Raw genomic sequence first — 12,063 nt, forward strand, 5'->3', positions numbered from 1 at the left:
GCCTCAGAACTGGTATCGCGCAGTCAGCATCACATGGCGCGGCTCGCCATAGACATTGCTGGGGAACGTCGCCGTGCCGGACAAGGCGTTGTAGTAGGTCTTGTCAAACAGGTTGTTGATGTTCAGGCGCAGGTCCAGCTGTGGCGTGGCCTGCCAGCCAATCACCAGGTCGGCAATGGCATAGGCATGCTGGCGGATGTTAAAGGGCACGCCGCTGGTGGTGCCCTGGTTGTAGATGCCGCCCTGGCGGTAGACCGTGCCGCCAATGCGCCAGCCCTGCAGCGCGCCGGGCAGTCGGTACATGGTCGAGAGCTTGAACAAATGCCGGGGCGTGTCGGTATCAAACAGCGCGCCCACATTGGCGGCATTGGCATCCTTGCGGTAGCGCGCAATGGCCACGGTGTAGCCGGCGCCCAGCTGCCAGTCCGGCGTGAGTGCGCCTTGCAGCTCCAGCTCCACGCCCTGGCTGCGCACCTCGCCAGCAGCGGCGTAGCAGGTGGTGGCGGGGTAGCTGGCGCACTGGGTCTGGTCGCTGGCGCGGTAGGCGCGGTTTTGCTGGTCCATGCGGAAGACGCTGGCCGACGCATTCAGGCTGCCGTTGAAGTACTCGCCCTTGATGCCCAGCTCATAGTTGCGGCCCACCACCGGGCTCAGCAGCTGGTTGTTCGCATCCAGGTAGTTCTGCGGCTTGAAGATATCGGTGTAGCTGGCGTACAGCGCATGCTGGTCGTTCAGGTCGTAGACCAGGCCGGCGTACTTGCTCAGGCGGTGTTCGATCTCGTAACGGTTGTGGGCGCTGACGGATGGCATGTTGGCGGCAAAGTTCGGGTAGGTGTTGACGGTGTCCCGGTAGTCAAACCAGTCCACCCGGCCACCGACGATGAGCTTGAGGCGGTCGGCCAGGTTCAGCCGCGTGGTCGCATACAGGCTTTGCTGGGTGATCTTGGCGTCCATCCAGTCGCGCAGCGGAATCTGCGGGTCGGCCACGGCGCCGGGGTTGAAGTGGCGCAGATCGAGGTTGCTGTTGAGCACCAGGCCTTGGCGGCTATTGCCATCAAAGTCGATATGGCGGTAGCTGGCGCCCAGCACGAGCTCATGCTTGCGGCCCAGCAGCGCAAACGGGCCGTTGGCATACAGGTTGATGCTCGATTGCTTTTCCTGGTGCGCATTGCGCGCGCCCAGCTGGCTGTAGAGGCCGGTGGTGAGGTTGTGGCTCAGGTAGTGGCCTTGCATGTCCATCTCGGCCTGTGCGTAGTAGGCTGACAGCTGCAGGCGCCAGTCATTGTCAAAGCGGTGGTCCAGACCGAGGAACGCCGAGTTCGTGGTTTTGTCCCAGTGCTCCCAGTCATTGGCGTACGAGGTGGAGCGGGGCAGGCCCAGGTCGCTGCCATCGCTGGCCACCGGCAGGCCGGTAAAGCCGTTGCCATGCAGCTTGCTCTCCTGGTGCAGCGCGCTCAGGGTCAAGGTGGTGCGGGCCGTCAGGTCCTTCTCCACAATGCCGTACAAGGTCTGGCCCTGGCTGCTTTCGCCGCGCTTGTAGCTGCCGTAGTCCTGCGTGGCCGCCACCAGCCGGCCGCGCAGGCTGCCGTCGTCCGACAGGGGCCCAGCGGCATCGAGCTCGGCGCGGTAACGGTCCCAGCTGCCGGCGCTGACGCTGGCCGATATCTGCCGCTCCCGGGTGGGCCGCTTGCGCACCAGGTTGATCGCGGCTGACGGGTTGCCTGCCCCCTGCGACAGCCCGGTGGCGCCGCGCACGATCTCCACCCGGTCGTAAATCGCCATGTCGGTGGCCAGCAGGTCCTGCGACAGGTTGGAGCTGTCCAGGCTCACCGGCAGGCCGTCGTACATGATGTTGTCCACATACATGCCGCGCGCAAAGAACGACGCGCGCTCGGGCCCAAAGCGCCGGTAGGTCAGGCCGGGCGCCGTCTGCACCACATCATTGACCGTTGCCAGCCCCTGGTCCTGGATGCGCTCGCGGGTGACCACGGTCACCGCCTGCGGCGTCTCGCGCATCGACAGGTCCAGGCGCGTTGCCGTGCGCATGCTGCCTGTCGTGTACGACTGCGTACCCTCGGTGCGGCCATCGCTGCTGCCCAGCCCCGGGGCCGTGCTGGTCACGGTGATCTGCGGCAAGGTGTAGCTGGCAGTTGCATCGGCGCTGGTGGCAGCCGCTGGCGCGCTTGCCGTGCTGCTGGCCCGCAGCACATAGGCGCCATTGTCCAGCTGCACCGCCTGCAGGCCCGTGCCCGCCAGCAGCCGCGCCAGCGCCTCGGCCACCGTGTGGCGGCCGCTCAGGCCTGCGGTCTGTTTGCCATCGCTTTGCGCTGCGGTAAAGCTCAGCATCGTGTTGGTGCTGCTGGCCAGCTGGCGCAGCGCAGGGGCCAAGGGGCCGGCGGGGATGCGCAGCTCGGCGGTGGCCGTGGCGGCGGTGTTGCTGTCTGTAGGGGCGTTCGCTGTGCTGGGCTGCGCGCTCGCCAGGCTGGGCGCGCCAGCGCTCAAGCCCAATGCCAGCGCCAGGCAGGCGAGGGCGATCGGGGTGGGGTGGGGGCGCCCTGCATGGCGGGCGGATGGCAATGTCGGCATGTGGTTCCTCTGGGCGGGCCTGGGCAAATGCAGGTCCCTCATCAGCTAGGTGCCGCAAGCCAGCGAATCGGGCAGGGTGGAGCGCAAATATTTTTTCTCAAGCGGGCGCGTTGGCCGGCAGCACCGTCACCCAGTAACGGCTGCGCGTGCGCACCTGCACCGGCAGCACGCTGGGCAGGGTGGACAGAATGCGGTCGGTATCGCCCAGCGGAAACACCCCCGACAGCCGCAGCCCCGCCACCTGCGGATCGGCCCGCAGCACGCCCGGCCGGTAGCGGCCCAGCTCCGCCAGAAAGTCGTCCAGGCGCTGTGCATCGGCCATCAGCTGGCCCCGCGTCCAGGCCTGCGTTTGCGCATCTACCGCGCTGGGTGCATCGATGGCGCTGTGGCTGAACCGGGTTTGCGTGCCGGCCTGCAGCAAGCGCGTGCTGCCCGCACCATCGCGGCAGCGGATCTCTACCGCGCTCTCAAGCACCGCCACCTCCGTGTGCGCTGCCTGTTGGCGCACGGTAAACCGGGTGCCAAGCGCGCGGATGCTGCCCTGCGCCGTCTCCACCAGCAGCGGGCGCGGATCGGCGGGAGCGCCCAGCGCATGGGCGGTCGTCACCATGATCTCCCCGGCCACCAGCACCAAGCGGCGCTCTGTTGCGTCAAAGCGCAGGTTCAGCGCGCTGCCGGTGTTCAGCAGCAGTTGTGTGCCATCGTCCAGCGCCAGGCGGCGCTGCTCGCCGGTGGCGCTGCGGTAATCGGCCACCTGGCGCTGCCAGGCCGTGGTGCGCGATGCCAGCACGCCCGCACCGGTCGCCAGCCCGCCCCACAGCAGCAGCCGCGTGGCACGCCGGCGCGCGTCCGATACCGGCTTGCGCGCGCCCCGGGCCGTCAGCGCGGTGTAGGCCGGGTGCGGGCCCAAGGCCTGCATGCGGCCGGTCACGGCTTCGATATGCTGCCAGGCCGCCTCATGGTCGGCATGGGCCTGGCGCCAGGCGGTCCACTGCTGCTGCTCTTCAGCGCCGGCATCACCGGACATCAACACCGTCAGCCAATCGGCAGCGGCATCGGCCGTGGCCCGGCTGATCACGCGGCCGCCGGGCAGGGTTACGGTGGGGGAGGCAGGCATGCAGCTACAGCGCGATCGCAAACAGGCATTCGCGGTTGGCCCGGGCCAGGTACTGCTTGACCGAGCTGGCGGACACCGCCAGCTTGCCGGCAATCTCGGCATAGCTCAGCCCGGCCAGGTGGGCCAGCAAAAAGGCCTCGCGCACCTTGGGGGGCAGGCCGTCCAGCACCCGGTCTATCTCCTGCAGGCTTTGCACTGCAATCAGCTGGGTCTCGGGCGACGGGGCCAGCGCTTCGGGCAGGCAGGCCAGCGCTTCCAGGTAGGCGCGCTCCAGCAGCTGGCGGCGGTGGCGGTGGGCCACCAGCCGCTTGGCAATGGTCGCCAGAAAAGGCCGGGGCTCGCGGATCGCTTCGCGGGGGGTGGCGCTGCACAGCAGGCTGACAAAGGTGTCCTGCGCCAGATCGGCCGCTGCAAAGCTGTCGCCCAGACGCCTGCGCAGCCACTGCTGCAGCCAGGAGCTGTGCGCGGCATAGAGGCCGCTCAAGTCATCGTCGATGGAGAGATCCGGGGAGGGCATGCGCGCAGCACCAAGCAATGTCAAATGAGAATTAATCGCATTTTATGCCGCTCTGCAAGGCAGCGTGCGGCACAGGGCCAAGCAAGCGCCGCGCCCCACCAACGACAACGCCACCCGAAGGTGGCGTGTGTTGGAACGGGGTGGGGAAGGCGATCAGCTGATCAAACCATTTTTCAGCGCGTAGTAGGTCAGGTCGCTGTTGGAGTTCAGGGTCATCTTCTCCATCAGGCGGGTGCGGTAGGTGCTGACGGTCTTAACGCTCAGCGACAGCTGCTCGGCCACATTGCTGGCGGTTTCGCCCTGGGCCAGCTTCAGGAACACCTGGAACTCGCGCTCGGACAGGTGCTCATGCGGCGGCGCATCGTCCTTGCGGCCCAGCTGCTGGGCCAGCAGGTTGGCCACCATCGGCGTCAGGTAGCGCTTGCCCAGCGAGATGGTGCGAATCGCCTCGACAATCTCGCTCGGGTCGCATTCCTTGTTCAGGTAGCCGTTGACACCCTGGCGTATCAGGTTGATCGCATAGTGCTCGGCCGGGTAGCCGCTCAGGATCAGGATGCCCATGTCGGGCTCCTTGGCGCGCAACATCGTCAGCGCATCAATACCGCTTTGGCCCGGCATCGACAAATCCATTACCAGCACGTCAATCGATTCGTTGCGTACCAGGTCAATGGCTTCCCGTCCGTTGGAAGCCTCTCCTACGACGCGGATATCTACGAAATCCGCCAGAAATTGCTTCAGCCCCGAGCGAACGATAGCGTGGTCATCGACAAGTCCTACGTTGATCATTGGTCTTCCTTGGTGGCGGCAGCACAGCGTTGGCTGGCTTGCTCGCGGTCTTCTTTGAAACGGCGCAACCGGACCGGATAACCGCAGATGGGGAGCCGCAGACCTGGTAATTTCGGCCTGCAGATAATGCGACTAAAATGCGCTGCGAGAATATCCAGAGCCGTATTGCTTATTTATTAATTTGATGCCGGGTATGGATTGGCCGCAATGGTCAGCTACATACCCTTTTTTCAAAAGCCTCAATGGCCAGGACTTCATTTTAACGATGGTTTGCAAACCGTTTGTGGGTGCGCATATACGGTCATTGTCAGAATAGGACTACAGTGCCAAATCCGATTTTTGCCAGGGGTTTTCGTGGTACCACGCATATTTTCTGAAACCGTCCTGTGCTATATTCCAGCGGCATAAAAAGAAAATGTCCTACATGGATAAATTTCTTCATGCAAATCTCAGTCGGCAATAGCTTTTATTGCAATTAACATTGATTATTGGGTTTGCAATGCGAATAGTCTACATAGAAGACAACGACGAGCTGCGAGAGACCATTGGCTGTCTCATGGAAGGGCCTGGCCGCAGCGTGACCTGCTGCGCCAATGCGGAAGAAGCGCTGCAGCTCGATGGCCAGGCGCCGTTTGACCTGGTGGTCACCGATGTCAGCCTGCCCGGCCAGTCGGGCACCGATCTGGCGCAAAGTCTGCTGCAGCAGGCGCCCCAGCGCTGGATTGTGCTGTGCAGCGGTTATGACCTGGGGCACTACCCCAGCCAGTGGGGCCCGAACGTGCGCACCTTGCTCAAACCGTTTGAGATCGAAGAGCTGGAGGATCTGCTCGGCCACATCCAGACCCAGCACACCGGTACCCTCCAATAAGTACCCGCCGGAGCGCACCGCTCCGGTGCTGCGGCCGGGCGCCCGCCCGGAGGGCGGTACCCGCCACGGACCTGCCGCCTCCCAGCCGCCTGCTCCCCCTCCCGAATGACCGCCGCTGGCCCGAACCCCTGTTCAGGCCAGCGCAGCGCCTAGGGTCCAGGCGCCTTACAGCAGCGCCTGGCGGTGCGATGCCAGCGGCTGGCGTGGCAGCCGCAGCTCAAAGCGGGTCCGCCCGTCTGCGGACTGCACCTGGATGCCGCCCCCATGCGCCCGCGCAATTTGCTGCGCAATATAGAGGCCCAGCCCCAGACCTTCGCGTTGACCGGGCTGGCGCTCCCCGCCGCGAAACGGCTTGAACAGGTCGGGCAGCAAGGCCGCAGGGATCGTGCCGCCGTTCTCGATGCCCACGACCACCTCGGCCGCTGCGCTGCCATCGATGGTCACGGAGATCGGCTCATCTGCCGTGCCATGCTTGAGCGCATTGCCCAGAATGTTGCCGATGACCTGCGCCAGGCGCTCGCTGTCCCAGCGGCCTTCGGTGCTGCCCAGCGCCTCGTAGTGCAGCACCCGGTCTGCTGCGCTGTGGCGCGCGTCATCCACCGCCGCTGCGCAGAGGCTGGCCAGGTCCATGTCGGTCAAGGTCAGCCGCAGGCCACCGGCCTGGCGGATGCGGGTCACATCGAGCAGATCCTCCACCATGCGTCCCATGCGCTGGCTGTTGCTCAGCAGCCGCTCGGCCAGCTCCTCGTTTCTGCTGGCATCGGGCTGGCGCTTGAGAAGGCTGGCGGTCACCTTGATCGACTGCAGCGGCGTGCGCAGGTCGTGGCTGAGCACAGCCATGAACATCTCGTTGACGCGCAGCGCCTCGGTACGCTCCTGCAACTGCTGGGCCAGCTCCTGCTTGCGGCGGTGCAGCTCAAAGAAGATGCTGACCTTGGCACTGAGCATGTCCGGGTCGATCGGCTTGTACAGAAAATCGACCGCGCCGCTCTCGTAGCCCTGGAACTGCCAGTTCTGCTCGTGCGTGCCCGCCGTCATGAAGATCAGCGGAATATGGCGCGTGCGCTCGCTGCCCCGGATCAGCGCCGCCAGGTCAAAGCCGTTCATCTCGGGCATCTGCACATCCAGCAGCGCCAGCGCGATATCGCTGTGCTGCAGCAGCAGCTCCAGCGCCTCGCGGGCCGAGTGCGCCTTGAGGAACTGCACCCCGTCGCGTTGCAGCAGCGCTTCCAGCGCAACCAGGTTCTGCGGAATGTCGTCAACGATGAGGCACTTGATGCCGTCAGTGGTGTTCATGAACTACAACTCAAAACAGTCCCCGGTGCACCCTGCGGCGCCTGCCGACCGCTCCGGGGGATATTTTATAAACTACTCGATGGCTGGTTTCTTCTGGTATATTTTTTCAACCGTCGCCACATCTTCAAATGCTGCTGCCTGGTTTGAGAATCGCAGCGATTCCTTCATCCCCAGGCCGAGAAAACCGCGGTGGCACAGCGACTGCCGGAAAAGGTCCAGCGCCCGGTTCTGTAAATCCGAATCAAAATAAATCAGCACATTGCGGCAGGATATCAAATGCATTTCCGCAAATACGCTGTCGGTCGCCAGGCTGTGGTCGGCAAACACCATGTTCTTGCGCAATTCCTTGTCCAGCACAATATGGCCGTAGTGCGCGGTGTAATAATCGGCGAGCGAATGCTTGCAGCCCGCGCGCAGGTAATTTTGCGAGAATGATTCGGCGCGCTCGATCGCAAAAATCCCTTGCTCGGCGATGCGCAGCGCCTGCGAGTTGATATCGGTGGCATAGATCAGGCTGCGCTCGAGCAGGCCTTCCTCGTGCAGCAGGATCGCCAGCGAGTACACCTCCTCGCCGGTGCTGCAGCCGGCCACCCAGATCTTCAGCGATGGGTAGGTGCGCAAGAGCGGCACCACCTCACGGCGCAGCGCCAGAAAATACGCCGGGTCGCGGAACATGTCGCTGACCTGCACCGTCAGATAACCCAGGAGCGCGGTGAACGCCGCCGGGTCATGCATGATCCGGTCCTGCAGCTGCGACAGGGTCTTGCAGCCAAAGGAGACCAGCGCTGCCTCCAGCCCGCGTTTGATCGAGCCCTGCGCATAACCGCGAAAATCATAGTGGTAACGGTAATAAATACCGTCGAGCAGCAGGCGCTGCTCAATCTCGGCAATCTCGGCCTTCTTGCGTAATGGCATCGGCGTTTTACTTGGGCATCCACACCCGCACCAGGGACAGCAGTTTCTCCACGTCCAGCGGCTTGGCAATGTAATCGTTGGCACCGGCGGCCAGGCATTTTTCCTGGTCGTCCTTCATGGCCTTGGCGGTCAGCGCAATGATCGGCAGGCGCTTCAAGTGCGGGCGGCCGCGTATTTCACGCATGGCGGTATATCCGTCCATCTCCGGCATCATGATGTCCATCAGCACCAGGTCCACGGCACTGTCCTCGCGGTCCAGCGCCTCCAGCGCTTCGCGGCCATTGCGCGCAATGTCCACGCTGATGCCGGTGGGCTCCAGAATGCTGGTCAGCGCAAACACGTTGCGTACATCGTCTTCCACCACCAGCACCTTGCGGCCTTCGAGCGCCGCCTCGCGGCTGCGCGCCTGGGCCAGCATCTGCTGGTGTTCGGGCGACAGGCGCGACTCGACCTGGTGCAGGAACAGGGTCACCTCGTCGAGCAGGCGCTCGGGCGAGCGCGCATCCTTGATGATGATCGAGTGCGAGAAGCGGCGCAGCTGCGTCTCCTCGTCGCGCGACAGCGCGCGGCCGGTGTAGACGATCACCGGCGGGAACGACACGCCATCTTGCTCCGACATGCGCTCGAGCAGCGCAAAGCCGCTCATGTCCGGCAGGTTCAGGTCCATGATCATGCAGTCATAGGTGCCCTGGGCCAGGTACTCCAGCGCCTGGCCGGCGGTGCCGGCGCAGACCACATCGACCTCGCTGTTGCCCAGCAGGCTGTGCACGCTGTCGCGCTGGCGCTCGTCGTCTTCCACCAGCAGCACGCGGTGGATGTTCTGCGTGAACTTGGCCTCCAGGCGCTTGAGGGCCTGGGCCAGTTCCTCGCGCTGCACGGGCTTGAGCGCGTAGCCCAGCGCGCCGCGCACCAGCGCCTCTTGCGAGTAATCGGCTACCGAGACGATATGCACGGGGATATGGCGCGTGGCCGGGTTGCGTTTGAGCTGGTCCAGCACGCCCAGGCCCGAGAAATCGGGCAGGTTGATGTCCAGCACGATCGCATTGGGCAGAAACTGCACCGCAGCGGCCAGGCCCTCGGCCGCATTGCGCGCCACCTGGCAGCTGAAGCCCATCTCGCGCGCCAGCTCCTGCAGGATGTCGGCAAAACGCGGGTCGTCCTCGACCACCAGCAGGTGGCGGCCCTGGATGATCGTTGGCAGCTCCAGCACCGCCGCCGCTGCCGTGGCCGGGGCGCTGGCAGGCATGCTGTGCGCGGCCGCATCCAAGGCCGCCGTGCTGGCGGTGGCCGATGTGCTTGCAAAGGCCGTGGCAGTATCTGCGGTGTTGGCGGGCTGGAACGCCGCCGTGGCGCGGGGGGCCACAGCGGCCGCGCCGCTCTTGCCCGGCGCCGCCAGCGGAGCTGCCGCCGCTCCGGCTGCCGCAGCTCCGGCTGCCGCCAGCGCTGGCGATGTGGGGCGCAGCGCATCGGCCGCCTTCGGTGCCATCGGCACCTCTGCTGCGGGGGTGCCGGCCTTGACCAGCGGCATGTGGAAGCTGAACACGCTGCCCTGGCCCGGCGTGCTCTGCACGGTGATCTGGCCGCCCAGCAGCTGCGCCAGGTCGCGCGCAATCGACAGGCCCAGGCCCGTGCCGCCGTACTTGCGGTGGGTGCTGCCATCGGCCTGCTGGAACGCTTCAAAAATCAGCTGCTGCTGATGCTCGGGAATGCCGATGCCGGTGTCATGCACCGCAAATGTCAACGTGCCGGGCTGGTTTTGCGTCAGCTGCAGGTTCACGCTGCCCCGGTCGGTGAACTTGATCGCGTTGGACAGCAGGTTCTTCAGAATCTGGCCCAGGCGCTGGCCATCGGTTTGCGTGTAGGCCGGCACGCCTGGCGCAATATGGCAGGTCAGCGCCAGCCCCTTTTGCTGGGCCATCGGGCGCAGCGGCTCGATCAGCGACTGCATCGCCGTGCCCAGGTTGACCGGCTCCAGCACCACAGTCGCCTGGCCGGCCTCGATCTTGGCCAGGTCCAGAATGTCGTTGATCAGCGCCAGCAGGTCGTTGCCGGCGGCATAGATCGTGTGCGCGTACTTGACCTGCTCGGCCGTCAGGTTGCCCGGCTTGTTGTCGCCCAGCAGCTTGGCCAGGATCAACGTGGAGTTCAGCGGCGTGCGCAGCTCATGGCTCATGTTGGCCAGGAACTCGCTCTTGTACTGGCTGGCCACTTCCAGCTCGCGCGCCTTGTCGGTCAATGCATCCTTGGCGCGCAGCAGCTGCTCGCGCTGGTGCTCCAGCTTCTGCGTCTGCTCTTCCAGGTAGGCATTGGTCTGCTCCAGCTCCGATTGCTGCTGCTCCATCTGCGCCTGCGAGCGTTGCAGCGCCTGGCTTTGCTGCTCCAGCTCCTCATTGCTGGCGCGCATTTCCTCTTGCTGCACCAGCAGCTCTTCCGATTGCTGGCGCGTCTCTTCCAGCAATTTCTCCAGGCGTGTGCGGTCCAGCGCCGAGCGCACTGCAACCGCCAGGATCGACGACGCGCCTTCGAGCAGCTCCAGCTCCGCCTGCGTGGTCGGCCGCACAAAGCCCAGCTCGATCAGCGCATGCACCTTGCCGTTCTCGACGGCCGGCGCCAGCACCAGCTCCAGCGGTTGCGACTGCCCGGTGCTGGAGCTGATCTTCAAGTGGCTCTGGTCGAGCCCGCCCACGCGCAGCAGCTTGCCGCTGCGCAGCACCTGCCCGGCCAGGCCTTCGCCGGCCAGTAGATGCTCCTGCAATGCATCCTTGGGCAGCGCATAGCCGCCAAACAGCTGGTAGCGGTCATCCATGCCATGGCGCGCATAGCCGGCGCCCACCTTGGCGCCCGTGTACGACGCCAGAAAATCCAGCGCCCGCGCGCCCACTTCTTCGAGGCCATGGTCGCCCTGCAGGCGCTGGCCCAGGCCCGACAGCCCGTCGGACACCCAGGTCTGGCGCGCCTTGGCGCGGAACTCGCGCATCGACACCGCCGCCGACGCCAGCACCAGCGCCAGCATCACCAGCGAGCCGCCCCAGGTGATATAGGTCGACGTGGTGGCCGCCTGCTCCCAGGCGCGGCGGCGCAGGTCCAGCTCATTGTTTTGCAGCAGGTACAGGTCAGCCACCTCGTTGTTGAGGTTGTCCATCACCTGCTTGCCCTTGTCGGTGCGCACCAGCGCCAGCGCCTCATCGCCCCGGCCGGCCTGCTTGAGGTCGATCGTGGCCTCCAGCTCGGCCAGCTTCTGGTGCGCCAGCGTATCGATGGCCTGCACGCGCTCCTGGCGCAGCGGCGCATTGTCATTGCTGGCCGCGAGCCCGCGCAACTGGCTCTCCAGCGCATCCTGCGCGCGGCGGTAGGGCTGCAGGTACGAAGGATCGCCGGTCAGCAAAAAGCCCCGTTGCCCGGTTTCTGCATCCTTGAGCGATGCGGAAAACTCATTGAGCTGGCGCATCGCCGCCGTCATGCGGCCAATACTGGTCACCGCCTGGGCGCGCACATCGGCCGAGTAGACATTGACGATGGCGATCACCAGCGCGGCGATGGCTGCAGCGGCAAACCCCAGCAGCATCGGCAGCGGCAAGGGGAACAGGCTGCGCGGCTGCGGAGAAGAAGAATGGGGCATGGAAGGAGGGAGGAGGGAGGAAGTAAGGCAGGAACAGGCCGCCGCAAAGCGCGGGCGGGCCGCGCAAATTGTACTTGTACCATTGTTTACAAAGATGTCAGTGAGTTCCTACAAACCAGCAGGTGCTCCCACCGCGTGGGACTGCCCGGCGGGGCCTACCCGGCCGGACCTACCCGGCCGGACCTGCCCGGCCGGACCTGCCCGGCCGGACCTCCTCGGCCGCAGGCACACCCGCGCTTTGCAGCTGCGCTGCATAGGTGCCGGTGCCATGCACCTATCGGCAAGCGGCCATCCAGCACGGCACGCGGGCGGTATCGCGCAGGTGTTTTTGCGGGGCTGTCCGAGCCTACCGCATCTGC

At 65.2% G+C, this 12,063-nt stretch carries 8 protein-coding genes; 1 reads left to right on the forward strand and 7 read right to left on the reverse strand.

The features are described from left to right. Positions 1-3 precede the first annotated feature (3 nt). From MJ205_RS05135 to MJ205_RS05150, 4 genes are all read right to left on the reverse strand, one after another. Positions 4-2,586 (reverse strand): TonB-dependent siderophore receptor, encoded by a 2,583-nt coding sequence (locus MJ205_RS05135; RefSeq protein ID WP_239811481.1) that lies wholly within the window; start codon positions 2,584-2,586, stop codon positions 4-6. A gap of 97 nt (positions 2,587-2,683) precedes the next feature. Further along, positions 2,684-3,703 carry a FecR domain-containing protein gene (locus MJ205_RS05140; RefSeq protein WP_239811482.1) on the reverse strand — a complete coding sequence of 340 codons (1,020 nt, stop codon included), beginning with the start codon at positions 3,701-3,703 and terminating at the stop codon, positions 2,684-2,686. Positions 3,704-3,707: 4 nt separating this feature from the next. After that, positions 3,708-4,220 (reverse strand): sigma-70 family RNA polymerase sigma factor, encoded by a 513-nt coding sequence (locus MJ205_RS05145; protein WP_239811483.1) that lies wholly within the window; start codon positions 4,218-4,220, stop codon positions 3,708-3,710. Positions 4,221-4,373: 153 nt separating this feature from the next. Continuing rightward, on the reverse strand, positions 4,374-5,006 hold the full coding sequence (locus MJ205_RS05150) for a response regulator (RefSeq protein WP_133855691.1): 633 nt from the start codon (positions 5,004-5,006) through the stop codon (positions 4,374-4,376). A 499-nt stretch (positions 5,007-5,505) separates the two neighbouring features. Between MJ205_RS05150 and MJ205_RS05155 the strand changes: the two genes are divergently transcribed. Beyond that, positions 5,506-5,874, forward strand: coding sequence for a response regulator (locus MJ205_RS05155; protein WP_239811484.1), 369 nt, complete (start codon positions 5,506-5,508; stop codon positions 5,872-5,874). Positions 5,875-6,039: 165 nt separating this feature from the next. Here the strand turns inward: MJ205_RS05155 and MJ205_RS05160 are convergent, their stop codons facing one another. The 3 genes from MJ205_RS05160 to MJ205_RS05170 form a co-directional block, all read right to left on the reverse strand. Further along, positions 6,040-7,170 carry a hybrid sensor histidine kinase/response regulator gene (locus MJ205_RS05160; protein WP_239811485.1) on the reverse strand — a complete coding sequence of 377 codons (1,131 nt, stop codon included), beginning with the start codon at positions 7,168-7,170 and terminating at the stop codon, positions 6,040-6,042. Positions 7,171-7,242: 72 nt separating this feature from the next. Continuing rightward, positions 7,243-8,085, reverse strand: a complete 843-nt coding sequence (locus MJ205_RS05165) for a CheR family methyltransferase (protein ID WP_239812668.1) — start codon at positions 8,083-8,085, stop codon at positions 7,243-7,245. Positions 8,086-8,092: 7 nt separating this feature from the next. Beyond that, entirely contained in the window at positions 8,093-11,704 is a 3,612-nt protein-coding gene (locus MJ205_RS05170; protein WP_239811486.1) for a response regulator, read from the reverse strand. Positions 11,705-12,063: the final 359 nt, after the last annotated feature.

This window comes from Comamonas sp. B21-038, from assembly GCF_022387135.1.
Lineage (GTDB): Bacteria > Pseudomonadota > Gammaproteobacteria > Burkholderiales > Burkholderiaceae_C > Comamonas > Comamonas sediminis.